At 65.1% G+C, this 22574-nt stretch carries 24 protein-coding genes; 8 read left to right on the forward strand and 16 right to left on the reverse strand.

What is annotated here, in order from left to right:
* Positions 1-140: 140 nt before the first annotated feature.
* Complete coding sequence (locus EAV90_RS03965) at positions 141-1883, reverse strand: outer membrane beta-barrel protein (protein WP_129142662.1); 1743 nt, start codon at positions 1881-1883, stop codon at positions 141-143.
* Between the two features lie 190 nt (positions 1884-2073).
* On the opposite strand from EAV90_RS03965, the gene EAV90_RS03970 reads away from it, so the two are divergent.
* Positions 2074-3081, forward strand: a complete 1008-nt coding sequence (locus tag EAV90_RS03970) for a KpsF/GutQ family sugar-phosphate isomerase (protein ID WP_164936767.1) — start codon at positions 2074-2076, stop codon at positions 3079-3081.
* Positions 3082-3196: 115 nt separating this feature from the next.
* Here EAV90_RS03970 and EAV90_RS03975 read toward each other — a convergent pair whose 3' ends face one another.
* The gene (locus EAV90_RS03975; RefSeq protein WP_122400860.1) at positions 3197-3748 is read right to left on the reverse strand and encodes a carboxymuconolactone decarboxylase family protein; all 552 of its coding nucleotides are present in this window, start codon (positions 3746-3748) and stop codon (positions 3197-3199) included.
* Between the two features lie 71 nt (positions 3749-3819).
* Between EAV90_RS03975 and EAV90_RS03980 the strand changes: the two genes are divergently transcribed.
* Entirely contained in the window at positions 3820-4146 is a 327-nt protein-coding gene (locus EAV90_RS03980) for a winged helix-turn-helix transcriptional regulator (protein ID WP_122400859.1), read from the forward strand.
* Between the two features lie 60 nt (positions 4147-4206).
* Here EAV90_RS03980 and EAV90_RS03985 read toward each other — a convergent pair whose 3' ends face one another.
* From EAV90_RS03985 to hemH, 3 genes are all read right to left on the reverse strand, one after another.
* A complete protein-coding gene (locus EAV90_RS03985; RefSeq protein ID WP_122400858.1) occupies positions 4207-4650 on the reverse strand; it encodes an NfeD family protein in 444 nt (147 codons plus the stop codon).
* Between the two features lie 27 nt (positions 4651-4677).
* On the reverse strand, positions 4678-5676 hold the full coding sequence (locus EAV90_RS03990) for an SPFH domain-containing protein (RefSeq protein WP_122400857.1): 999 nt from the start codon (positions 5674-5676) through the stop codon (positions 4678-4680).
* A 210-nt stretch (positions 5677-5886) separates the two neighbouring features.
* A complete protein-coding gene (gene hemH, locus EAV90_RS03995) occupies positions 5887-6924 on the reverse strand; it encodes a ferrochelatase (protein ID WP_122400856.1) in 1038 nt (345 codons plus the stop codon).
* An 82-nt stretch (positions 6925-7006) separates the two neighbouring features.
* On the opposite strand from hemH, the gene EAV90_RS04000 reads away from it, so the two are divergent.
* Complete coding sequence (locus EAV90_RS04000; protein WP_122400855.1) at positions 7007-7405, forward strand: MAPEG family protein; 399 nt, start codon at positions 7007-7009, stop codon at positions 7403-7405.
* Between the two features lie 163 nt (positions 7406-7568).
* Here EAV90_RS04000 and EAV90_RS04005 read toward each other — a convergent pair whose 3' ends face one another.
* The 3 genes from EAV90_RS04005 to EAV90_RS04015 are packed head-to-tail and all read right to left on the reverse strand — an operon-like array spanning position 7569 to position 11400.
* Positions 7569-8684, reverse strand: coding sequence for a nickel/cobalt transporter (locus EAV90_RS04005; RefSeq protein WP_174221547.1), 1116 nt, complete (start codon positions 8682-8684; stop codon positions 7569-7571).
* Positions 8681-9319, reverse strand: coding sequence for a DUF1007 family protein (locus EAV90_RS04010; RefSeq protein ID WP_122400853.1), 639 nt, complete (start codon positions 9317-9319; stop codon positions 8681-8683). Before EAV90_RS04010 ends, EAV90_RS04005 begins: the two co-directional genes overlap by 4 nt.
* Positions 9319-11400 carry a M3 family metallopeptidase gene (locus EAV90_RS04015; protein ID WP_122400852.1) on the reverse strand — a complete coding sequence of 694 codons (2082 nt, stop codon included), beginning with the start codon at positions 11398-11400 and terminating at the stop codon, positions 9319-9321. Before EAV90_RS04015 ends, EAV90_RS04010 begins: the two co-directional genes overlap by 1 nt.
* A 135-nt stretch (positions 11401-11535) precedes the next feature.
* On the opposite strand from EAV90_RS04015, the gene EAV90_RS04020 reads away from it, so the two are divergent.
* The 5 genes from EAV90_RS04020 to EAV90_RS04045 all read left to right on the forward strand — a co-directional run bounded on the left by EAV90_RS04020 (position 11536) and on the right by EAV90_RS04045 (position 16382).
* Positions 11536-11790, forward strand: coding sequence for a hypothetical protein (locus tag EAV90_RS04020; protein WP_122400851.1), 255 nt, complete (start codon positions 11536-11538; stop codon positions 11788-11790).
* 687 nt (positions 11791-12477) lie between these two features.
* Positions 12478-13620 (forward strand): type III PLP-dependent enzyme, encoded by a 1143-nt coding sequence (locus EAV90_RS04030; protein ID WP_122400850.1) that lies wholly within the window; start codon positions 12478-12480, stop codon positions 13618-13620.
* 128 nt (positions 13621-13748) lie between these two features.
* Entirely contained in the window at positions 13749-14336 is a 588-nt protein-coding gene (locus EAV90_RS04035; RefSeq protein ID WP_122400849.1) for a GNAT family N-acetyltransferase, read from the forward strand.
* Between the two features lie 146 nt (positions 14337-14482).
* Complete coding sequence (locus tag EAV90_RS04040; protein ID WP_122406373.1) at positions 14483-14872, forward strand: RidA family protein; 390 nt, start codon at positions 14483-14485, stop codon at positions 14870-14872.
* A gap of 67 nt (positions 14873-14939) precedes the next feature.
* Positions 14940-16382 carry a homospermidine synthase gene (locus EAV90_RS04045; protein WP_122400848.1) on the forward strand — a complete coding sequence of 481 codons (1443 nt, stop codon included), beginning with the start codon at positions 14940-14942 and terminating at the stop codon, positions 16380-16382.
* 146 nt (positions 16383-16528) lie between these two features.
* Here EAV90_RS04045 and EAV90_RS39275 read toward each other — a convergent pair whose 3' ends face one another.
* The 8 genes from EAV90_RS39275 to EAV90_RS04085 all read right to left on the reverse strand — a co-directional run bounded on the left by EAV90_RS39275 (position 16529) and on the right by EAV90_RS04085 (position 22557).
* Positions 16529-16867, reverse strand: coding sequence for a hypothetical protein (locus tag EAV90_RS39275; protein ID WP_162500540.1), 339 nt, complete (start codon positions 16865-16867; stop codon positions 16529-16531).
* Positions 16868-16955: 88 nt separating this feature from the next.
* Complete coding sequence (locus EAV90_RS04055) at positions 16956-17672, reverse strand: MgtC/SapB family protein (RefSeq protein ID WP_122400847.1); 717 nt, start codon at positions 17670-17672, stop codon at positions 16956-16958.
* Between the two features lie 30 nt (positions 17673-17702).
* On the reverse strand, positions 17703-18722 hold the full coding sequence (locus EAV90_RS04060; RefSeq protein ID WP_162500105.1) for a WD40 repeat domain-containing protein: 1020 nt from the start codon (positions 18720-18722) through the stop codon (positions 17703-17705).
* Positions 18722-19768, reverse strand: coding sequence for a CobW family GTP-binding protein (locus tag EAV90_RS04065; RefSeq protein WP_122400845.1), 1047 nt, complete (start codon positions 19766-19768; stop codon positions 18722-18724). The genes EAV90_RS04060 and EAV90_RS04065 overlap by 1 nt, the downstream gene beginning before the upstream one ends.
* Before the next feature lie 55 nt (positions 19769-19823).
* Entirely contained in the window at positions 19824-20687 is an 864-nt protein-coding gene (locus EAV90_RS04070) for a metal ABC transporter solute-binding protein, Zn/Mn family (RefSeq protein WP_122400844.1), read from the reverse strand.
* 2 nt (positions 20688-20689) lie between these two features.
* A complete protein-coding gene (locus EAV90_RS04075) occupies positions 20690-21559 on the reverse strand; it encodes a metal ABC transporter permease (RefSeq protein ID WP_122400843.1) in 870 nt (289 codons plus the stop codon).
* A 6-nt stretch (positions 21560-21565) separates the two neighbouring features.
* Entirely contained in the window at positions 21566-22318 is a 753-nt protein-coding gene (locus EAV90_RS04080; RefSeq protein ID WP_162500104.1) for a metal ABC transporter ATP-binding protein, read from the reverse strand.
* Positions 22319-22320: 2 nt separating this feature from the next.
* Entirely contained in the window at positions 22321-22557 is a 237-nt protein-coding gene (locus EAV90_RS04085; protein ID WP_122400841.1) for a hypothetical protein, read from the reverse strand.
* Positions 22558-22574 lie beyond the last annotated feature (17 nt).

The raw sequence follows: 22574 nt of genomic DNA on the forward strand, positions 1-22574 counted from the left end.
GCTCCGCCAAGCTACGCCGGGCCTACACGCGCTCGGCCGGCGAAGCTTCAGCGAAGACGGCAAGCCGAGGCATGACAGCGGAGTGGGTGGCGGGCGCGGAGCCAACTATTCCGCATTCGCTCAAGCGCCTCGCCGCCCCTCTAGTTCTGCAGCCTCACGCCCAACATCACCACCGTCCCCTGCGAGCTCGAGCCCGCCTGGTTCGAATCCAGGATGTCGTGCCGCAGCGTGCCCTTGACCCAGACGTTGCGGTTGAGCTTGTAGATCAGGTTGCCTTCGAGCGAGTACGTCTTGTCGTTGCGGTTCTGGCCCTGGTAGTCGAGCGTGCCGTAGGTGAACTTGCCGACCGCGGTGAGCCAGCGGCGGAAGTCGTGGTCCACTTCGGCAGAGTAAGTGCGCACCAGCACGCCGGAGGAGCCGGCGACCGTGGTCTCCGCGATCTGCGTGTCGGTGAAGAATTTCACCGTGGTGAGGCCGCTGGCGTTCCAGATCAAGGAGCCCGTGGTGAGGAAGCCGGAGAGCTGGCTGAGGCGCGGATCGGTGTAGCTGCGCGCGGAATAGCCGACCGAGATCTCGCCGGTGAGGATGCGCGAGAACTCGAAGGACGAGCCGACCTTGGCATAGCCGCCGTTCGAATCGCGGAAGTAGCCGTTGCGGTCGGCGGCCTGATCGTGGACGCGGGTGTCGCCCTGGATCTCGACGAAGGGCTTCAAACCCGGCTTCAGATCGTAGGAGAAGCGTCCGACGCCGCCGTATTGGTTGAAGTCGCGATCACCGTTGCTGAACACAGAGCCATCGGTGAGTCTCGAATCCGTGTAGGCGGTGCGATCGACCGTGGCGCCCGCGGCGACCTGGAAGCGATTGAAGGTCTGGTCGAAGCCGACGGTCGTCCCATAGGCGGCATAGACAGGATATTTCTGCAGGCCGGCCTGCACGTTCGGGCTGCCGGGATTGTCGGTGGCGAGCCGCAGGCGAAGCTGCGATGTCAGCTTGAGATCGCGGTCGACGTCGATGCGGCCGTCGATGTGGCCGGTGAAGTCGGGGCGGTCGATCTCGACCGGCGAGGGCGACGCGAAGCCGTTGATCGTCGCCGGCATGTTGTTGGTGTAGCCCGAGAACGAGCCGCGCAGATCGGCGACCAGCGCGTGGCGCTCCCAGTCGGACATCACGAGAAGGTCGGGCGCGACGACATAGACGGGCGAGCCGACCGGCTTGTTCAGGCGCGCCGGGTTGGTGTCATAGCCGGTGGAGAGCTCGAGGCCGCCCTTGATCAGGAAGCTGCCGGCATAATCGCCGACCGCACCGAACGGATCCTCATCGAGCTTGAGGCGGCGGCGCAGCGGCTGGCCGGGCACACTGCCCGCCATCGCCGGAGCTACCGGCGTCTTGTGCGCGGTCTCGGACGGCGGCGGCGCGATGCGCGGCGCGCCCAGCGTCGTGACTGGCGTTGTGGGCGGCGGCGGTGAACCGGGGCCGGCGGGACGCTTCGGCTTCGGCTGGCCCGGATAGAGCTTTGGCTGCTGCCGTTTGCGGTTAAGCGAATCGTAGCCCGAGCTGCTCGCCCCGTTGGCGGCAGGCAGGCCGTAGGTCGGGACCTGACCGACGCGCGAGGTCGCCGGCGTCTGCTGACGCTTGCGCAGATCTGCGTTGGGATCGGGCAGCGCCGGCAATGCATCCGACGGCGCCTGCGGCACGCCCGCCGTGCGGCGCGTCGGCAGCGTGTCGGTCGAGACAAAGCCACCGCGGTTGGGATTGAACAGGTCGGGCGTGAGGCCCTGGGCGGCCGCAGGGCCGCTTCCGAGAGCCGTCAGCGCCAGACATGGCAAAGCCGCGCGCAGGAAATGCGCGCGTTTGCTCCGGCCCCTGCCTGGAGACGACCCCACGATGGAATAACCTCAACGAAATCAAATACTTTCACGATCGCCCTGCCGGCTGGCGGGAACCATCGTTAATGGAGTTAAAACAATTATGGTTAATGACCCGTTGAGGGTGTCCGGGCGCTCGTCGCCTCGCTGGCCGGGGCGTGCTAAGCAGGCGCCAACGGGCGAACGCCCCTCCTCCCTGGACCAGACCATGCCGAGCTCGAAACCGCTGATGACCGCATCATCCGGCCCCATTCCGACAAGCGTCGAATCCGCGCTCCGCACCCTGGAGACGGAGAGCGGCGGCATCAACGCGCTCGCCGCTGCCCTGCGCGGCCCGCTGGGTGCGACCTTCGCCAAGGCCGTCGAGCTGATCCGGCAGGCCAAGGGCCGCGTCATCGTCACCGGGCTCGGCAAATCCGGCCATATGGGGCGCAAGATCGCGGCGACGCTGGCCTCGACCGGCACGCCCGCCTTCTTCGTGCACGCCGCCGAAGCCGGCCATGGCGACCTCGGCATGATCACCACCGACGACGTCATCATGGCGCTGTCCTGGTCCGGCGAGCAGCCGGAGATGAAGAACCTCGTGAACTATTCGGCGCGCTTTGCGATCCCCATGATCGCGGTGACGTCGAACGCTTCGTCCTCGCTGGGACAGGCCGCCGACCTCGTGATCGAGCTGCCGAAGGCGCGCGAGGCCTGCCCGCACAATCTGGCACCGACCACCTCGACCCTGATGCAGGCCGCGATCGGCGACGCGCTCGCGATCGCGCTGCTGGAAGGGCGCGGGTTCACTGCGCTGGAGTTCGCGCATTTCCATCCCGGCGGCAAGCTGGGCGCGATGCTGAAATTCGTCCGCGACTACATGCGCACCGGCGCGGAGATTCCGGTCAAGCCCGAAGGCACAAAGATGTCGGAGGCCGTGGTCGAGATGTCGGCCAAAGGGCTTGGCTGCGTCTGCATCGTCAACGATGCAGGCGAGGCCGTCGGCATCATCACCGACGGCGACCTGCGCCGTCACATGCGGCCCGACCTTTTGACGGTGACCGTCGATGAGATCATGACGAAGCAGCCCAAGACCGTACCGCCCTCGATGCTCGCGAGCGAGATGATCGAGGTGCTGAACACCCGCAAGATCACGACACTGCTGGTGACCGATGCGGGCAAGGTGGTCGGGATCGTGCACCTGCACGATCTGCTGCGCGCGGGCGTGGCGTAAGGCACGCTCTCTCCACTCGTCATTGCGAGCGCAGCGAAGCAATCCAGGCTGCCTCTGCGGAGACAGCCTGGATTGGTTCGTCGCAAGGGCTCCTCGCAAATGACGGTGGAGAGACCTACGCCGGAAACCGCTCCGCGTTCTCCTCCAGCGGCAGCCGCAGCCCGTTCGCCAGGTAGGACACCGTGCGGTAGTAGCCGCACAGCAGCATGATCTCCAGGATTTGCGCCTCGTCGTAATGCGCCGACAGCGCTGCGAACTCCTCGTCCGTGAATGTCGCGCGATGATGCAACGCGTCGACGGCTGCGATCAGCGCCTGCTCGGCCGGCGACCAGCATGTTGATGCTGCATCGCCCTGCACCGTCGCCCGCACTTCGTCCTGGGTGAGCTTTGCCGGCCCGGCAAAGATCGCGACGTGCACGCCCCATTCATATTCGCATCTGTTCAGCGCGCAGGTGCGGTCGATGACGATCTCGCGGTCGCGGAGCGACAGCGGCCCGGGGTCGAGCAGGCCGCCGGCGCGGAACTTGTCCCAGGCGCGGCCGTGCCCCGCCATCACCCGGAACAGCACCAGCGGCGGCGCGCCGCGCATGATGCGGTCGAACTGCGCCTGGATCTCCGGGGGATAAGGCGGAGTGAGCGGTGCGATGCGCGGCGAGGCCCCGGACATGGGCGGTCTCCGTTGCTACAATTATCGTAGCGATACGCTACATTATCTGTAGCACAGCGCAATAGGTGACGATGGCTAAACAGGCTGGCACGACGACACGCAGCGTCCGCGGCTCGCGCACGGGCCGGCCGATCATGGTGCTGCTCGACCTGCTCGGCCGACGCTGGAGCCTGCGGATTCTCTGGGAGCTGCGCGGAGAGCCCCTCACCTCGCGCGCCCTGCGCACCGCCTGTGATGAAGCCTCGCCCACGGTGCTGCAAGCGAGGCTGACCGAACTGCGCGAGGCAGGATTCGTGGAGTTGGGCGACGGCGGAGGTTACGGACTGACGACGCTGGGGCGCGAGCTGTGCGAGACGTTCATGCCGCTGCATAGGTTTGCGGAGAGGTGGAAGAGGTAGAATCTGAAGGCGTGCCGCATGCTCCTTTCTTCCTTCTCCCGTTGTGGGAGAGGGAAAGAATCACGCCGCGGCGACCGTGAGGTTCGCACCGTCCACCTGCACCACCTTCACCCGCGTCCCCGCCGGTGTATCAGGGCCCGCAACACGCCATACCGTGTCGCCGATGCGCATTGTGCCTGAACCGTCGATGATCGGCTTCTCCAGCGTGAACTCACGGCCGAGCAAGGCCTCGGCGCGCTTGTTGAGAAATGAGCTCGTGCTCGCGTCCGGCTTCGGCTTGGCGAGGCGGCGCCACACCGGCACAGCTGCGGCGGCGAAGATCGCGAACATGACGAGCTGGATCTGCCAGGACATGGCAACAGCGAACGAGATCAGGCCCACCAGCAATGCCGCAAGCCCGAGCCAGAACAGGAAGATGCCGGGCGCCAGCACTTCCAGCGCCATCAGGATGAAGCCGAAGATCAGCCAGTTCCAGTTGCCCAGCGATGCGAATATGTCGGTCATGACACGACCTCTGTAAAATAGCCCCGTTTACTGCGGCGGCACCGCGGGCGGCGTCGGGCCCGACGACGGGACCGATCCGCTTCGGCGCGCCGCAGCGGCTGCGGATGCGGCACTTTCGCCGAACGTTGCCTTGGCGATCTCGCCGATGCCGGCGAGCGAGCCAAGCATGCTCACGGCTTCCACCGGCAACATGATGATCTTCTGGTTCGGCGCATCCGCGAACTGGCCGAAAGCCTTGATATATTTATCGGCGATGAAATAGTTCAACGCGGCGACGTCGCCCTTGGAAATGGCCTCCGATACCGCCTGGGTCGCTTTCGCCTCGGCCTCGGCCAGACGCTCGCGCGCCTCGGCGTCGCGGAAGGCGGCTTCGCGCCGGCCCTCCGCCTGGAGGATCTGACCCTGCTTGGCGCCCTCGGCGCGCAGGATCTCGGACTGGCGCTGGCCTTCGGCGGCGAGGATGTCGGCGCGCTTGACGCGCTCGGCCTTCATCTGCCGGCCCATGGCTTCGACGAGGTCGGCGGGCGGCACGATGTCCTTGATCTCGATGCGATTGACCTTGACGCCCCAGGGCGAGACCGCAGCGTCGACCACGCGCAAGAGGCGCTCGTTGATCTCGTCGCGGTGCGACAGCACCTGGTCGAGATCCATGGAGCCCATCACCGAGCGGATGTTGGTCATGGTGAGAACCGTGATGGCCTGGTTCAGGTTGGCGACCTCGTAGCTCGCCTTCGCCGCATCGAACACCTGATAAAAAGCAACGCCGTCCACCGTGACGGTCGCGTTGTCCTTGGTGATCACCTCCTGCTCGGGGATGTCGATCACCTGCTCCATCATGTTGATCTTGCGTCCGACGCGATCGAAATAGGGCACGATCAGATTGAGCCCGGGGCTGAGCGTCTGGGTGTATTTGCCGAACCGCTCGATGGTCCAGTCATAGCCCTGCGGGACCGTCTTCACGCCGGCCACCAGCGTGACGATGACGAGCAACACCAGAACAATCGCGAAAATGTCGAAGCCGCTCATATCTCCTCCAAGCCGGGAAAAATCGGGAAAAAGCCCTTTCCGGCGCTGTCATTGGTCGGGATCGATACCCTACCGGTTCAGCGGTCGCGAGTAACGTCGGCATGGGCGCAATGCCGCACAAGGCGTACCGAGAGGGAATGGCAACGATTATGTATTTGGGAGGAAGCTCTTGAAAGGATGCCGGAGCAGACCTAGCGCCAAAGGTTAACGTCAGATCCAGCCCTGAAGCTCGCGCAGCACCAGAGTGCGGATCACGTCCATGCCTGGTTCGCTGTCGTTGAGGCACGGGATCGCGGAAAACTGCTCGCCGCCATTGTGCTTGAAGATCTCGGCATTCTCCTGCGCGATCTCCTCCAGCGTCTCCAGGCAGTCGGCGGAGAAGCCCGGCGTCACCACCGCGATGCGGCGCACGCCTTCGCTGGCGAGCCGCTCCATGGTCTTGTCGGTATAGGGCTGGAGCCACTCGTCATTGCCGAAGCGCGACTGGAAGGTCAGCAGCAGCTTCGTCTCGTCCATGCCGAGCCGGCGGCGCAGTGCCTCGGTCGTGGCGATGCAGTGGGTCTGATAGGGATCGCCCTTGTCGACATAGGATTTCGGCATGCCGTGGAAGGACGCCACGATCAGCTCCGGCGCGAACGGCAGACTCGCCAGATGCGTCTCGATCGAGGTCGCGAGCGCCTCGATATAGGCCGCATCCTCATAATAGGGCGGCGTCACCCGCAGCGTCGGCTGGTTGCGCAGACGGGCGAGCACGCGGAACACTTCGTCGCAGACGGTTGCCGAGGTCGAGGCGGAGTATTGCGGATAGAGCGGGACGGCGAGAATGCGCTCGCAGCCTTTCGCGATCAGCGTATCGATGCCCGACTTGATCGAGGGATTGCCGTAGCGCATCGCCCAGTCCACCACGACATGGGCGTAGTCCGACAGTCCGGCGGCGAGCTTGCCGGCTTGCGACCGCGTGATGGTCTTCAGCGGCGACTCGTTCTGCTCATTGTTCCAGATCTTGCCGTAGTCGAGCGCCTTGGTGCGGGGACGGCTGCGCAGAATGATGCCGTTCAGCACCAGCTTCCAGATCAGGCCCTGGTTCTCGATGACGCGGACGTCACTGAGGAACTCCTTGAGATAGACCCGCACGCCCGGCGCATCGGCGGTGTCAGGCGTTCCGAGATTGATCAGGAGCACGCCAACGCGCGGCAGGACGGATCGGCCGGCCGGTTTCACAGTCTCAAGGGGGACGACGCTGTTCATGGCTGGTTGGGTCGCGCGTTGGTCCGAACTTGTCAAGACGAGGGCGGTTTCGCTAGGGTCGCACCCAAGCGGGGAAGGGAAGATGACGCTCGCGGAATGGTGCGTATTGGGAGCGCTGTTGCTGTATCTGTCCACGATCGGCTCGATCAAATGGATCAGGTTTCGCAGCTTCGACAATTCCCGGCCGCGCGATCCTGCCTTCTATGAGGACCCCATCGCGCAGCGCGCGCTGGGCGCTCACCAGAACGGCATCGAAACCTTCCCATTCTTCGCCTTCGCGGTGCTGCTCGCCGAATACAGGGACTCGCCGCAGCGGCTGATCGACGAGCTCGCCGCGCTGTTCCTGATCGTGCGGATCGCCTATGTGCTGACCTATCTCGGCAACCGCCCGACGCTGCGCTCGATCCTCTGGAGCATCGGCTTTGCGATCAATCTCGGGATCTTCTTCATGCCGGCCTTGAAGCGGTTTCTGCCGGTGTGAGTTTCTCGCTGCCGTGTCCCGGACGCGGTGCAGCGCTCTTGCGCTGCTCCGCAGATCCGGGCCCCAGAACGCCAGACACTACCACACGGAGAGATGGGCCCCGGCTCTGCAGCGCGTCGTCGAAGGGGACGCTGCGCTGCGTCCGGGACACGAGAGCTTGGGATCAGAAACACGTCGTCCGTTCGGCCGCGATATAGCCGAACAAGAGGCCGACGCCGAACAGCAGCACCACGCCCGCGGCACCGAATTCGATGCCGCGCATGAACAGCGCGCCGCCGCCGTCGCGGCCTGCGCTGAAGCGGGCGGCGATGTCCTTGGCGGAGACGGCGACGACCGCGATGGCCGCAACGGTGATCGCGGTGCCCAATCCCATCAGGAAGGTCGCGGCGATGCCGGCCCAGAACAGGCCCTGGGCCAGCGCGAACACCAGTACCAGGATCGCGCCCGAGCAGGGGCGGATGCCGACGGTCAGAATCGCTGCAAAGCCGCGCCGCCAGCCGCCGGGCCCCGCGAGCTCGCTCGGTGTGGGGCCGTGGGAATGGCCGCAATGCTCATCATGGACGTGGTCGTGCCCGTGGTGGTGATGGGCGTGCGCATGGTCGTGACCGTGATGATCGTGGTGATGATGATCATGGTCGTGATGATCATGAATTTCATGATGATGATGAACGTGCGGCACGCCCGCAATCGCCGGCACCGGCTGGGTCGTCTGGAGTGCGCGGATGAAGGCGCCGCCCTTGACCCAGACCAGGCGCAGGCCGAACGCTGCAATCAGGGCGTAGCTCGCGATCTCGACCGCGCCCTCCGCCCTGCACATGGTTTTCGCCGTCGCATTCAGCACCCAGGCCGAGATGCCGACGATGAGGATCGCGACCAGCGACTGCATTAGCGCCGAGGCAAACGACAGCGCGATGCCGCGCCGGGCGGTCTCGCGGTTGGCGACGAGATAGGAGGCGATCACCGCCTTGCCATGGCCGGGGCCGGCGGCGTGGAAGATGCCGTAGGCGAACGAGATGAACAGCAGCGTCCACACCGCCGAGCCGTCGGACTTCGCGGCGCGGATGGTCGACGACATTTGCCGATAGAATTCCGACTGCTTTGCCAGCAGCCAGCCGACGATGCCACTGGCCTCGGGTTCGGCCGCCTGGGTCGGCCGCGGCGCGCCGAACGGATTTTGTGCGAGCAGATCATGAAGCGCGGCATCGGCCACGATCGCGACCAGCACAACTGTGGCGCAGGCGATCAGCCCGCGCGCAAGCGGGGAGAGGTGCTGCTTCAAGGGCAATCCACCGTGATCTTGTTGGCGAACATCATGCCGAAATTGCTGTTCTCGCCATTCAGGAAAGTCTGTTCGTTGAGCTTCTGGGCGGTGGCCGAGCCGTCGCTCGGACGGTCGAGCTTCATCTGGCAGCCCCCGGGCGCGCCGACCAGCTTGACCGGGTTGTCCTTGGCCATCTGGAAGTCGATGAAGAAGGAGCGGTCGAACACTTCGAGCACGAGCTGCCTCGGCTTGACCGGATTCTTCAGCGGCAGCGTGAAGTGCAGGGTCAGCACCGCATCCTTGTAGTCGAGGAAATAGTCGATCGGCTCCTGGAACCGCTCCTTCTTGCCGTCGGCCTTAGCGAAGGTGAAATAGGCATATTCCTTCAGCGACTCGACATTGGTCTGCGCCAGCGGCCCGAGCTCCTCGCGCGTATAGGCGCCCTTGGTCTTGCTCTCGAGCCCCTGCACCGCATAGGCCGAGAACATGTCGTCGAATGTCCAGGCGTGGCGCACACCGGTGACCGAACCGTCCGCCGCGTAGAGCAGCTCGCTGGTCGCGGTGATCCAGACATGCGGATGCGCCTGCGCCGCGCCCGAGGCGAGCGTGAGGCCAACGGCGAGCAGCCATCCGAACAGAGCGCGCATGCCCATCAGGCGGCCTTTGCCGTTTCGAGCAGGCCGCGGCGGCGCAGCAGCGCCTCGGGCTCCGGCGGCCGGCCGCGGAAGGCCTCATAGGCAGCTTCCGGATCGACTGAGCCGCCCGAGGAATAGATGTCGTCGTGCAGGCGCTTGGCCACGGCCGGATCGAAAATGTCGCCGGCCTCCTCGAACGCGCCGAAGGCATCGGCGTCCATCACCTCCGACCACATGTAGCTGTAATAACCGGCGGCATAGTGGTCGCCGGTGAAGATGTGACCGAACTGCGTGGGCCGGTGACGCAGCGCGATCTCCTCGGGCATGCCGATCTTCTCCAGCTCGCGCCTCTCGAAGGCACGGACATCCTGCGCGGCGGCAGCCGGCTGGGTGTGGAATTCGAGATCGATCAGCGCGGAGGAGACGAACTCCACCGTGGCAAAGCCCTGGTTGAACTTTCGGGCGGCGAGGAAGCGTTGGAGCAGCTCGTCCGGCAGTGGTTCGCCGGTCTGGTAGTGGCGAGCGAACTTCTGCAGCACCTCGGGCCGCTCCTGCCAGTGCTCGTAGAGCTGCGACGGCAGCTCGACGAAGTCGGTGAACACTGACGTGCCCGACAGCGACGGATAGGTCACGTTGGAGAGCATGCCGTGCAGCCCGTGGCCGAACTCGTGGAACAGGGTGCGGGCATCGTCGGGGGACAGCAGCGAAGGCTCGCCGCCGGCACCTTTGGCGAAATTGCAGATGTTGAGAACGAGCGGTGCGACGTCGCCGTCGAGCTTCTGCTGGTCGCGCAGCGAGGTCATCCAGGCGCCGGAGCGCTTCGACGGCCGGGCGAAGTAGTCGCCATAGAACAGCGCCTTGTGCTTGCCGTCCGGCCCCTTCACCTCCCAGACCCGGACGTCGGGGTGCCAGACCGGCACGTCGTTGCGCTCCTCGAAGGTGATCCCGAACAGGCGCGTGGCGCAGTCGAACGCGGCGGCGATCATATTGTCGAGCGAAAGATAGGGCTTGATCGCGGCGTCGTCGAAATTGGCGCGCTGAAGGCGCAGCTTCTCGGCGTAGAAGCGCCAGTCCCAGGGTGCGAGCTTGAAATTGCCGCCCTCGGCCGTGATCAGCGCCTGCATCTCGTCGCGGTCGGCGAGCGCGCGCGCCCTCGCCGGCTTCCAGACCCGCTCCAAGAGGCCCCGCACCGCCTCCGGCGTCTTGGCCATGGAGTCTTCGAGCCGGTAGGCGGCGAACGTCGGGTAGCCCAGGAGCTTGGCGCTCTCTTCGCGCAGCTTCAGGATCTCGACAATGGTTCCATTGTTGTCGTTGGCATTGCCGTTGTCGCCGCGGGCGACGAAGGCTTTATAGACCTTCTCGCGGAGGTCACGCCGGGCAGAGCTCTTCAGGAATTGTTCGACCGAGGAGCGCGACAACGTGACGATGGCCTTGCCTTCCATGCCGCGCTCTTCTGCCGCAGCCTTGGCGCCGGCGACAAAGCTCTCCGGCAGGCCCTGGCGGTCGGCCTCCCCGAGCTCCATGATCCAGTCCTGCTCGTCGCCGAGCAGATGGTGGCTGAAGCCGGTGCCGAGCTGGGCGAGCCGCTCGTTGATCTCGGCCATCCGTGCCTTGGCCTCCTCGGAGAGACCGGCGCCGGAACGGTGGAAGCGGGTATAGGTGCGCTCCAGCAGGCGGAGCTGCTCGGGCGTGAGCCCAAGATTGGCGCGCTTCTCGTGCAGCTGGGCGATGCGGCCGAACAGAACCGCGTTCATCATGATGGGATTCCAGTGCCGCGCCATCCGCAAGGAGACCTCCTTGTCGATCTCCAGAATGGCCGGGTTCGAATGCGCCGAGACGAGGTCATAGAAGACCGCCGCAACCTTGTTCAACAGCTTGCCCGAACGCTCCAGCGCCGTGATGGTGTTGGCGAAGTCGGGCGCGGCCGGATCATTGGTGATCGCCGCGATCTCGGCGGCATGGTCCGCAAAGGCCTGCTCGAACGCCGGCAGGAAGTGCTCCGGCTTGATCTCGTCGAAGGGTGGGGTCGCAAACGGCGTCACCCAGGCCTTCAGCAGCGGGTTGGTCTCGGCTTCCGTAATTTGGCGAGATTCTGACATCACAAGTCCGGTTTCGTGGCTCGATTGTTGCAGCCAGCTATAGCACGCGATGGGGCTTTTTTGGGCCATTTGCCCTTGCTCCCGGCCGCCTTTTCGGGGAGATTGCGGCCCTCGAAGTCAGGACCCCTGAGCCCCATGAACGCGCCTTCTTCCTCTTCCCGCCAGATCGTCTGGCCCAGCGTCATCACCGTCATCAGCGCCGCCATCCTGATCGGCGCTGAGGTGTTCGGCGCAGCCTTCGCCGGCGGCTGGGCGCTCGCGATCCTGCTCGGGCTCGGCGACCAAGGCGCGCACATCCTCCAGGCCGTGCTGTTCACACTCGGCGTGCTCGTGATGACCGCGTTCATCCGCGGCGCTCAACGCGTCGAGCCCTTCACGAAGCGCGGCTGACGCTTCTCGCGCGTGAGCAGCACACGCGCGCCGCAAAAAACTTAACGCCTGTTCATCTTCCGCGTCGCTCGCGCAACACTGCGCAAGCAGATGTTAGGCAATTCTGTTCTCAGCCTAAAAAAATTCTTGCGAAGCAGAGTCAAAACGCTTATGTGCGCTCTTGCCCAATTTCGCACGTGCCTGTGGTCGTGTGTCAGTCGGTAGGTATCCGGACAAGAGGCCGGACAGCCGCCAAGGGGTGAAGAAGCCGAGGGGCTCTTCGGAAGTGCAGAAGTCGAAGACCTGATGTCGCAAGACCGACGGTCATAGGACGAAGCAAACCCGGAGCGCCCAGCATCTCTCTCAAAGAGATGCCATGTCGAAGGTGACTTCGCTCTTTGCAACCGTGACTGGCAGCCGGAGGCGAACCGGCGCACCCCGCTCTCAACGGGGGACGCGACTTAAAGCAACGACGGATCGGGCTTTTTTGGTCTCTACCGGCAGTCCAACGCCGGCGCGGGCTACTGAAAAGGCTTGTCCTTCATTGCCAGGTGAGCGGGCGGGAATCTCTCCCAACCAATCCACGGCAGCACAGTCTGGTTTGAGTTTTTTGTCCTCAGCGCGCCTCCATCGCGCGGTGTGGCCGAAGCACTCTCATCAGACGTCACGTTGATACGGCTCCCGTCGCTGGGACCGTTGGAGAGTGCCATGACCGAACGTATCCAGGAATTCCTGCGCAACCGCCGCAAAGAAGGCCTCGACACCGAGCCGTGCCTCGTCGTCGACCTCGAGGTCGTGCGCGACAACTACCAGAGCTTCGCCAAGGCGCTGCCCGACAGCCGCGTGTTCTATGCCGTCAAGGCGAACCCGGCGCCGGAAGTGCTGGCCCTGCTCGCCTCCATGGGCTCCTGCTTCGACACCGCCACCGTCGCCGAGATCGAGATGGCGCTGGCCGCGGGTGCGACGCCCGACCGCATCTCCTTCGGCAACACGATCAAGAAGGAACGCGACATCGCGCGCGCCTTCGCGCTCGGCATCCGGCTCTTCGCGGTCGACTGCGCCGCCGAGGTCGAGAAGGTCGCCCGTGCCGCGCCGGCTGCGAAGGTGTTCTGCCGCATCCTCTATGACTGCGCCGGCGCCGAGTGGCCGCTGTCGCGCAAGTTCGGCTGCGACCCGGAGATGGCGGTCGAGGTGCTCGACCTCGCCAAGCGCCTGGGCCTGGAGCCGTGCGGCATCTCCTTCCATGTCGGCTCGCAGCAGCGTAAGGTGAAGGCGTGGGACCGCGCGCTGGCGATGGCCTCGCAGGTGTTCCGCGACTGCGCCGAGCGCGGCATCAACCTGTCCATGGTCAACATGGGCGGCGGCTTCCCGACCAAGTACCTGAAGGACGTGCCGCCGGTCGTGACCTACGGCCGCTCGATCTTCCGCGCGCTGCGCAAGCACTTCGGCAACCAGATCCCGGAGACCATCATCGAGCCGGGCCGCGGCATGGTGGGCAACGCCGGCATCATCGAATCCGAGGTCGTGCTCATCTCGAAGAAGAGCGACGAGGACGAGGTGCGCTGGGTGTACCTGGACATCGGCAAGTTCGGCGGTCTCGCCGAGACGATGGACGAGTCGATCCGCTACGCCATCCGCACCCGTCACGACGGCGCGGACATGACGCCGTGCGTGCTCGCAGGTCCGACCTGCGACAGCGCCGACGTGCTGTACGAGAAGAACCCGTATCCGCTCCCCGTCACGCTGGAGATCGGCGACAAGGTGCTGATCGAAGGGACCGGGGCCTATACGTCGACCTACTCGTCGGTGGCGTTCAACGGCATCCCGCCGCTGAAGACGTATCACATCTGATCCGCCTCTTGGTCTGAGGCCTGACGAACCCGGGAGCCGGTCCGCCGGCTCCTCCCCGACATTGCCATTCTGATGACGCTCGAATCCGCGTGCCGCCGGCGCACGGATTCGAGCGGGGACGACGTGCCATGACTGCTCCTCGGAAGCCACAGATCGCCCTCACCTCGAAAGCCGCTCCGTTCGCGATCCGCGGCGAGCGTGCTGGAGACGTCGCGATGCGTGAAGCGCTGCTCGATGCCTGCTTTGGCGAGAACCGCCACGGCCGCACCTGCCAGCGCCTGCGCGACGGACGCGCGCCTGCCGCCGGCCTCGCGCTGGCGGCCGTGCGCGAGGGAAAACTCGTGGGAACCGTGAGGCTCTGGCACGTCAGCGCCGGAGGCAGGCCCGCTCTGGTCCTCGGACCGCTGGCGGTCGACCCAGCCTGCCGCGAGCTCGGGATCGGCGCCGCGCTGATGCATCAAGCGCTGGCCGCCGCCCGGGCGCGCGGGCATGCCGCCGTGATCCTGCTCGGCGATGCCCCCTATTACGCCCGTTTCGGCTTCTCGGCCGAGAAGACCGGCGAACTGTCGCTGCCCGGCCCCTTCGAGCGCGATCGTCTGCTGGCGATCGAGTTCGCCGAAGGTGCGCTTGACGGTGTCGAAGGGATGATCGTCCCGACCGGTGCGGCCTTGCCCAAACGGAGGTCGGTTCGCGCCCTCCAGGCGCACGCGGCCTAACGGATCGCTCCGATAGCGAGGACCGAGAGCCGCATCGAGCGGCAACGCCCCGCTGCGCCTGCGCTAAGCTCTTTCCTTGGGGGTTGCGCAGGTGCGAGAAACGCCCTTTAACCCCGCAAAACACCCTTCAGTCGAGGCCCATGACCATGTCCCGTCGCCTGATCTCAACCGGCTCTCCCCTCGAGAAGACCGTCGGCTATAGCCGCGCCGTGATCGACGGCGAGTTCGCCTTCGTCGCGGGGACCACCGGATATGACTACACGACGATGACGATGCCGGCCGATGTCACGAGCCAGTCACGCAACTGCTTCAAGACCATCGAAGCCGCCCTGAAGGAGGGTGGATTCGAGATGGCCGATATCGTCCGTGCGACCTACTACGTCACCGACGCCAGCTACATCGATGCCCACTTTGCCGTCTGCGGCGAGGTTCTCGGTGACATCCGGCCGGCCGCGACGCTGCTGGTCGTCTCGGCCCTCGCCAAGCCCGAGATGAAGATCGAGATCGAAGTCACCGCCAAGCGCCGCAGCATCTGACAAGCGCCGCAGCGCCTGATCCACCCCTCACTGTTTATCCGCCAGCACTTTCTGGAGAAACCATCCCATGAGCCCCGCCTCGCAGATCTACGCGAAGATCACCGGCCCCATCGTCATGGTCGGCTTCGGCTCCATTGGCAAAGGCACGCTGCCGTTGATCGAGCGGCACCTCGACTACGACAAGTCGCGCATCACCGTGCTCGACCCCAAGGACGAGGGCCGCAAGGCGCTTTGCGAGAAGCACAACGTCCGCTTCATCCAGAAGGGCCTGACCAAGGACAATTATCGCGAGGTGCTGACCCCGCTGCTCACCGAGGGCGGCGGCCAGGGCTTTTGCGTCAATCTCTCGGTCGATACCGGCTCGACCGACATCATGGAGCTCTGCAACGAGCTCGGCGCTCTCTACATCGACACCGTCAACGAGCCCTGGCTCGGCTTCTATTTCGATCCCTCGAAGGGCCCGGAAGCGCGCTCCAACTACGCCCTGCGCGAAGTGACGCTCGCCGCCAAGAAAGCCCGCCCCGCCGGCTCGACGACGGCGGTCTCGTGCTGTGGCGCCAATCCCGGCATGGTCTCCTTTTTCGTCAAGCAGGCGCTGCTCAATGTCGCCGCCGATCTGAAGCTCAATGCGCCCAGGCCGAAGACCAAGGCCGAATGGGCGGATCTGATGCGGCAGGCCGGCATCAAGGGCATTCATATCGCCGAACGAGACACCCAGCGCTCCAAGAAGCCGAAGGAGCCCGATGTCTTCGTCAACACCTGGTCGGTCGAAGGTTTCCTGTCCGAGGGCATGCAGCCATCCGAACTCGGCTGGGGCACCCATGAGAAATGGATGCCCGAGAATGCACACACCCACGAAGCCGGCTGCGGCGCCGCCATCTATCTGATGCAGCCCGGGGCCAACACGCGCGTGCGCACCTGGTGCCCGACCCGCGGCGCGCAATATGGCTTCCTCGTCACGCACAACGAGTCGATCTCGATCGCCGATTACTTCACGGTGCGCGACGCGTCGGGCAAGGTGATCTATCGGCCGACCTGCCACTATGCCTACCATCCGGCTGACGATGCGGTGCTGTCGCTACATGAAATGTTCGGCCGCGCCGGAAAGATGCAGGAGAAGCATCACATCCTCGACGAGAACGAGATCGTCGACGGCATCGACGAGCTCGGCGTGCTGCTGTTCGGCCATGACAAGAATGCCTATTGGTACGGCTCGCAGCTCTCCATCGAAGAGACCCGCCAGCTCGCGCCCTATCAGAACGCCACCGGCCTGCAGGTGACCTCTGCCGTGCTCGGCGGCATGGTGTGGGCGCTGGAGAACCCGAACGAAGGCATCGTCGAAGCCGACGAGATGGACTTCGATCGCCTCTTGGAAATCCAGCTGCCCTATCTCGGCCCGGTGAAGGGTTTCTACACCGACTGGACGCCGCTGACCGATCGTCCGGGACTGTTTCCGGAAGATATCGATACGAGCGATCCCTGGCAGTTCCGGAATATTCTGGTGCGGTAAGGCGGGCGAGGCGTTCCGCCTCACACACTCCTGTCATGCCCTGGCTTGACCTGGGCTCCAGTGGCTTCTCGGCTCCAGCACTGCAGCCTCTGGAATACTGGATTGCCCGCCTTCGCGGGCAATGACACCGAGTGTGGAGAGGGACGCTACTTCTTCTCAATCGGCGGCGCGACCTTCTCCGCGGGAGCCGGCGGCAGCACCGGCTTGGCGGCACCCGCCGCGCCCTGCGTCTCGGAGCCCGGCCGCGCCGGTTCGGGCGCCGGCGTGGTTGGCCGGTCGCCGCCGGGCTTGGACTCCGCAGGTGTCTTGCCTTGATCGTCGGACGGGGTGCCCTGGAGCGGTGGCGTCGCCTGTGCCAGTTCCGTCCGGCTTTCGGCCCGGATTTGCGCGAGCGATATCACCGACACCACGACGCCTGCTGCGAACAGCGCAGCGGCGATTGCCAGATCGAGCTTCAGTCTGCGCTTGTCATCGTGGCCGGGCATATCGATCACCGCCTTTGTCCACGGGATCAACGAAACTGGGGCGCGCCGGTTCCGGGACCGAACAAGGGGGAACCCAACCCGCCGCCCCTCACTCCGTCGTGCTGACCTCCCAGGTCGCATGCCGCACGCCCGGCAGATGCTGCAGATCGGTGGCCACCGCATTCAGCTCGTTCGGGTCGACCGCGCTCGCGACCAGCTTTGCCGCGATCTCCAGAATGTCGTCGCCGATTTCGACCACATCGATATCGGCCACCGAATATTTCGCCGCCTCGAGCTTCTCGACGAGCCGGTCGCGCATATCCGGAAGAGCGTCGGTCGCAACCGCGAGCTTGAAATAGTAGGTTGCCTCCAGCGCCTTCTCGTTCAGCGGGATGCGGTTGATGGCATTGACCAGCGGGCGCAGCATGGTGTTGCCGGCGATGACGAACACCGTCAGAGCGGCGGCCTGCGCGACCATGTCGGCGCCGGCGCAGGAGCCGACCGCGGCCGAGGCCCACAGTGTCGCCGCGGTGTTGAGCCCGCGCACGTCCATGCCCTGCTTCATGATGACACCGGCGCCGAGAAAGCCGATGCCGGAGACGACATAGGAAATCACGCGCACCGCGCCATCGGCGTCATCCAGATGCATGGCGAGATCGACGAACGCAGCGGCACCGACTGCAACGAGCACGTTGGTGCGCAGGCCCGCCGTGCGCTGGCGGTATTGGCGCTCGGCACCGATCAGCGTGCCCAGCACGAAAGCCGTGGTCAGGCTGATCAGCGTGTCGGCAAAATCGGCAAGCTGGAAGGTGGTCAGAAACCGCATGGTTCCCTATATGGCGGGAACCATGACAGATTAAAGCTCCAGCAGGCCGCCGTCCCCATTTTCATCGGCAAAAGCCAGCAGCGTGCCTTTGGCGTTCCAGGCAAGCGCGGCGACCGGCGGCGTGCCGTTGCGGCGCACCAGGATTTCCGCGCCATCCTCCAGCCGCACCATCAGCACGGTGCCGTCGCTGTAGCCGGCGGCGAGGATGTCGTTCTTCGGATGGCAGGCGACCACGGACACGCGCGCCTGTAGCGGGGCGAGCATCGCCGGCTCCTTGCCCATCGGACCGTCCTTGCTGCCGAACGGCCATATGATGACGGTGTCGGCGCCCGAAGTCGCGAGCCCCTTGCCACCCACGCTCCAGGACATCGAGCGGACACGACCGGGATAGCCGGTCATGCGCATGTGCCTGCTATCGGCGAGCCGCCAGCCGTGCAGCGCCGGTTCGTGCATCGCCGTGACGAGAAACTTGTTGTCGGGGCTGAAGGTGACGCCGTGATGCGAGCCGGCCCAGGGCAGGAATTCGGCCGATCCCGCCATGTTCGGAAACCACAGCGTCACGCCGTTGTAATGCGCGATCGCGAGCCGCAGGCCCTTCGGCGCGAAGGCAAGTCCGCCGACGGTCGATGGCACTTCGATCGACTTCTCCTCGGCCTTGCCGCTCTTGACCGTGGCCGTCTTGCCGGCCGACCAGGCGAAGGCGCCATCGGCGTGCAGCGCCACCGCGTCGATCCAGCGCCGCTTGGGATCGGTGGCGAGCAGCATCACCTCGCCCTCGGCATCGAGCGACACGACCTTGCCGTCGTCACCGCCCATTACGAGGCGCTTGCCGTCGGAGGCAGTCGAGAGAATGCCGCCGCTGTGCACTGCGACCCTGGTGATCTCACCCTTGGCGTCGACGAACGCGACGTTCTCCTCGCCGCCGACGAAGGCGGCACGAGGACCAAGGAAATGCGCCGAGGTCACGGCCATGCCGAGCGCAACAGGCTTGACGCGGTCGGTGACGGAGACGATCGAGGTGGAATCCGGGAGTGGCGCGAACTCTTTCATCACGAGACGATGCAGCTCTCGAAACCCTTGCGGATCGCCTCCTCAGGCAATTCGCGGCCGATGAAGACGAGGCGGCTCTCGCGCGGCTCGCCCTCCTTCCACTTCCGCTGGTGGTTGCCCTCCAGCATCATGTGGACGCCCTGGAAGACGTAGCGGTCGTCATCGTCGTGGAAGGCGAGGATACCCTTGGAGCGCAGGATCTTGCCGCCCTCGACCTGCACCAGGTTCTGCAGCCAGGGCATGAACACGTTGGGATCGAGCGGCTTGTCGGTCTTGAGCGAGAGCGACTGCATGTCCTCGTCGTGATAGTGCTTCAGGCCGTGACCGTGATCATGGTGGTGATGATGGTCGTGGCCGTCATGATGGTGATGATCATGGTCGTGATCGTCGGCCTCCAGGAAATCCGGCTCGATGTCGAGGATGCGGTCGAGATCGAAGGCGCCGCGGTCGAGCACGTCGGCCAGCGCCACCGAGCAGCGCTCGGTGCGGTGGAGTTTCGCATAGGGGTTGATGCCGCGGATGCGGGCCTCGACCTCGGCGAGCTCGCCCTTGTTGACGAGGTCGGTCTTGTTCAGCACGATCACGTCGGCAAAGGCGATCTGGTTCTTGGCCTCTGGCGCGTCCTTCAACCGGTCTGACAGCCACTTGGCGTCGGCCACCGTGACCACCGCATCGAGCCGCGCGTTCTTCTGCACATCCTCGTCGACGAAGAAGGTCTGGGCGACGGGCGCCGGATCGGCAAGACCGGTGGTCTCGACGATGATGGCGTCGAACTTGCCCTTGCGTTTCATCAGGCCGTCCATGATGCGGACGAGGTCGCCGCGCACGGTGCAGCAGATGCAACCATTGTTCATCTCGAACACTTCCTCATCGGCGCCGATGATGAGGTCGTTGTCGATGCCGATCTCGCCGAATTCGTTGACGATGACGGCGTATTTCTTGCCGTGGTTCTCGGACAGGATGCGGTTCAGGAGCGTGGTCTTGCCGGCACCGAGATAGCCGGTCAGGACGGTCACGGGAATCTTTTGGGACGTCGCTTCAGACATAACAACTCCGGACTTCAAGGCTTTTCGCGCGACGCGAGGCGGGGTGGCCCCTGCCCTAGTGGTCAAGCGCGCTGGTCAGGGCCTTTATATTGTGCCTGACCATGTCAATGTAAGTGGGTGCAGGCCCCTTTTCGCCGGTCAAACCGTCCGAAATCAGGGTCCCGCCGACCTTTGCCCCGGTCTCGGCCGCGATCCGCCGGATCAAGCGGTCATCGCTGATATTTTCCAGGAACACGGCCGGGATCCTCGCGGCCTTGATCTGGCCAACGATGGCCGCAATGTCGCGCGCGCTCGGTTCGGTCTCCGTTGAGACGCCGAGGGGGGCGATGAACTGGATACCGTATTCGGCGGAAAAATAGCCGAACGCATCGTGGGTGGAGATCACCTTGCGTCGTTCGGGTGAGATTTTTGCCACGGCCTCGCGGACCTCACGGTCGAGGACCTCGAGCCTTTCCAAATAGGTCTTGGCCTGGGCGCGGAAGAATTCCGCGTCATCCGGAGCAGCCGCGGCCAGCGCATTGGCGATGTCGGCGACGTAGATCTTGGCGTTGGGGATGGATTGCCAGGCGTGGGGATCTGCGGCCGAGCCTAATTTAAGCGGCGCGATGCCGGCGCTTGCCGTGACTACCTGAGCCTTGCTGCCCGCGGATTGAACGAGGCGCGGCAGCCAACCTTCCAGCCCAAGCCCGTTGACGATGACGAGCTTTGCATCCGCGACTCGCTTGGCATCGCTTGGTGCAGGCGTGTAGACGTGGACATCGCTGTCGGCGCCGACCAGCGTCGTCAGATTGATGCGGTCACCACCGACGTTGCGGACGAAATCACCGAGAATCGAGAAGCTCGCAACGACATTGAGCCGCTCCGCGGCATGCAGCGGCGAGGCGATCGACAACAGCGCACAGAACAGGATCAGTCGCATCGTCACGCTTCCAAATGCCGGCCGGGAAACAGCTGCCGCAAGATACCGCCGACGCGCCCGAACAGGACGGAGACCACGTAGAGCACGGTCGCCACGAGGATGATCGCGGGGCCTGACGGCACACGGGTCTGGAACGACAGCACGAGGCCCGCATAGCCCGAGACCGCGGCAGCGACGACGGCGATGCAGATCATTGCGGTGAGATCGCGGGACCAGAACCGCGCGATGCCGGCGGGCAATATCATGAGACCGACCGCAAGCAGCGTGCCGAGCGCCTGAAAGCCATTGACGAGATTGATGACGACGAGCGCGAGAAAGACGAGATGCGCAGGCCCCCCGGCGCGGCTGACGGTGCGCAGGAACAGGGGATCGACGCTCTCGATCACCAGCGGACGGTAGATCACGGCCAGCACCAGCAGCGTGATCGTGGCGTTGAAGGCCACCACCAGCAGCGTCTGATCATCCATTGCGAGGATGTTGCCGAACAGCACGTGCAAGAGGTCGATATTGGTGCCCTTGATCGAGACGATGGTGACACCCAGCGCGAGCGAGGCCAGATAGAAGGTTGCCAGCGACGCGTCCTCCTTCAGCCCGGTCGATCGCGCCACCACGCCGGCGAGGATCGCGACGGCAAAGCCGGCAATCAGGCCGCCGGCCGTCATCGCGAACAGATTGAGGCCCGACAGCAGGAATCCGACGGCCGCGCCGGGCAGGATTGCATGCGCCATGGCATCGCCGACGAGGCTCATCCGGCGCAGCATCAGGAACACGCCGATCGGTGCGCCCGCCAGCGCCAGCGCGATCACGGCGGCGAGCGCCCGCCGCATGAACTCGAATTCGGTGAACGGACCGATCAGCGCGTCATAGAGCATCTGCGATCATGCCGCCTGGAAGCGCCCATCTTCGCCGCAGGCCGCGGCGCTGTCGTCAAAGGCTTCGCACATCCGCATCGCGACCAGCAGGTTCTCCGGCGTCAGCACCTCTGCCGTCGGGCCCCACGCGACTGGGCCCCGTGCCAGCACCAGCGTCTCGCTGAAATGGTTGCGCACCATTTCCAGGTCGTGCAGCGCAGCGAGCACCGTGCGGCCCTCAGCGTGCCAGTGCTTGACCAGGGCGAGCAGATCGGCCGTGGTCTTGCTGTCGATGGCGTTGAAGGGCTCATCGAGCACGATCAGGCTCGCATCCTGGAGCAACACGCGCGCGAACAGCACGCGCTGCATCTGACCGCCCGAGAGCGTGCCGATCGGGCGGTTCTCGAATCCGTTGAGGCCAACGGACCCGATCGCCCGGAGTATCTTGTCGCGCGCGGCCTTGCCGATGCCGCCAAACAGGCCGGCCGCGCGCCACAGCCCGGTGCTGACGAAATCGAATACCGAGATCGGAAAGCTGCGGTCGATCTCCGCGCTTTGCGGCAGATAGGCGATATCTTTGCTGTCGAGCCCGCCGAGATGGATGCTGCCGTCGAGCGGCCTGAGGATGCCGACGATGCCGCGCAGCAGCGTCGACTTGCCGGCACCGTTCGGGCCGATCACGGCGACCAGCGACCCCAGAGCGATCTTGCCGCCGAGATGATGCACGGCCGGATGCCGGTCATAGCCGAGCGTGACGTTGTGAAAGTGGAGCGCCGCCATGGTCACCTCATCGCCAGGAAGACGATGCCCCAGAGCACGGCGCAGACGGCGAGCGCGGCCGCGAGACGGCCCGCCATGGTCATGCGCAGGATCGACCAAGGCGCCGCCTGGGCCGGATGCGGCGAGGCCGCATCGTGAACATGGGCGTGGGTGTGGTCGTGCCCATGCGAATGCGCGTGGTCATGGGAGTGGCCATGAGCATGGTCGTGCTGGTGGGCGTGGGACACGGCGGGAACCATCCCGGAACGTTATATTA

This window comes from Bradyrhizobium vignae, assembly GCF_004114425.1.
GTDB lineage: Bacteria > Pseudomonadota > Alphaproteobacteria > Rhizobiales > Xanthobacteraceae > Bradyrhizobium > Bradyrhizobium vignae.

Excerpts from the sequence above, each read along its gene's own strand:
- EAV90_RS03970 (WP_164936767.1), top strand. The coding sequence starts at position 2,074 with ATGCCGAGCTCGAAACCGCTGATGACCGCATCATCCGGCCCCATTCCG.
- EAV90_RS03975 (WP_122400860.1), bottom strand. The coding sequence starts at position 3,748 with ATGTCCGGGGCCTCGCCGCGCATCGCACCGCTCACTCCGCCTTATCCC.
- EAV90_RS03980 (WP_122400859.1), top strand. The coding sequence starts at position 3,820 with ATGGCTAAACAGGCTGGCACGACGACACGCAGCGTCCGCGGCTCGCGC.
- EAV90_RS03985 (WP_122400858.1), bottom strand. The coding sequence starts at position 4,650 with ATGACCGACATATTCGCATCGCTGGGCAACTGGAACTGGCTGATCTTC.
- EAV90_RS03990 (WP_122400857.1), bottom strand. The coding sequence starts at position 5,676 with ATGAGCGGCTTCGACATTTTCGCGATTGTTCTGGTGTTGCTCGTCATC.
- hemH (WP_122400856.1), bottom strand. The coding sequence starts at position 6,924 with ATGAACAGCGTCGTCCCCCTTGAGACTGTGAAACCGGCCGGCCGATCC.
- EAV90_RS04000 (WP_122400855.1), top strand. The coding sequence starts at position 7,007 with ATGACGCTCGCGGAATGGTGCGTATTGGGAGCGCTGTTGCTGTATCTG.
- EAV90_RS04010 (WP_122400853.1), bottom strand. The coding sequence starts at position 9,319 with ATGGGCATGCGCGCTCTGTTCGGATGGCTGCTCGCCGTTGGCCTCACG.
- EAV90_RS04015 (WP_122400852.1), bottom strand. The coding sequence starts at position 11,400 with ATGTCAGAATCTCGCCAAATTACGGAAGCCGAGACCAACCCGCTGCTG.
- EAV90_RS04020 (WP_122400851.1), top strand. The coding sequence starts at position 11,536 with ATGAACGCGCCTTCTTCCTCTTCCCGCCAGATCGTCTGGCCCAGCGTC.
- EAV90_RS04030 (WP_122400850.1), top strand. The coding sequence starts at position 12,478 with ATGACCGAACGTATCCAGGAATTCCTGCGCAACCGCCGCAAAGAAGGC.
- EAV90_RS04035 (WP_122400849.1), top strand. The coding sequence starts at position 13,749 with ATGACTGCTCCTCGGAAGCCACAGATCGCCCTCACCTCGAAAGCCGCT.
- EAV90_RS04040 (WP_122406373.1), top strand. The coding sequence starts at position 14,483 with ATGTCCCGTCGCCTGATCTCAACCGGCTCTCCCCTCGAGAAGACCGTC.
- EAV90_RS04045 (WP_122400848.1), top strand. The coding sequence starts at position 14,940 with ATGAGCCCCGCCTCGCAGATCTACGCGAAGATCACCGGCCCCATCGTC.
- EAV90_RS39275 (WP_162500540.1), bottom strand. The coding sequence starts at position 16,867 with ATGCCCGGCCACGATGACAAGCGCAGACTGAAGCTCGATCTGGCAATC.
- EAV90_RS04055 (WP_122400847.1), bottom strand. The coding sequence starts at position 17,672 with ATGCGGTTTCTGACCACCTTCCAGCTTGCCGATTTTGCCGACACGCTG.
- EAV90_RS04060 (WP_162500105.1), bottom strand. The coding sequence starts at position 18,722 with ATGAAAGAGTTCGCGCCACTCCCGGATTCCACCTCGATCGTCTCCGTC.
- EAV90_RS04065 (WP_122400845.1), bottom strand. The coding sequence starts at position 19,768 with ATGTCTGAAGCGACGTCCCAAAAGATTCCCGTGACCGTCCTGACCGGC.
- EAV90_RS04070 (WP_122400844.1), bottom strand. The coding sequence starts at position 20,687 with ATGCGACTGATCCTGTTCTGTGCGCTGTTGTCGATCGCCTCGCCGCTG.
- EAV90_RS04075 (WP_122400843.1), bottom strand. The coding sequence starts at position 21,559 with ATGCTCTATGACGCGCTGATCGGTCCGTTCACCGAATTCGAGTTCATG.
- EAV90_RS04080 (WP_162500104.1), bottom strand. The coding sequence starts at position 22,318 with ATGGCGGCGCTCCACTTTCACAACGTCACGCTCGGCTATGACCGGCAT.
- EAV90_RS04085 (WP_122400841.1), bottom strand. The coding sequence starts at position 22,557 with ATGGTTCCCGCCGTGTCCCACGCCCACCAGCACGACCATGCTCATGGC.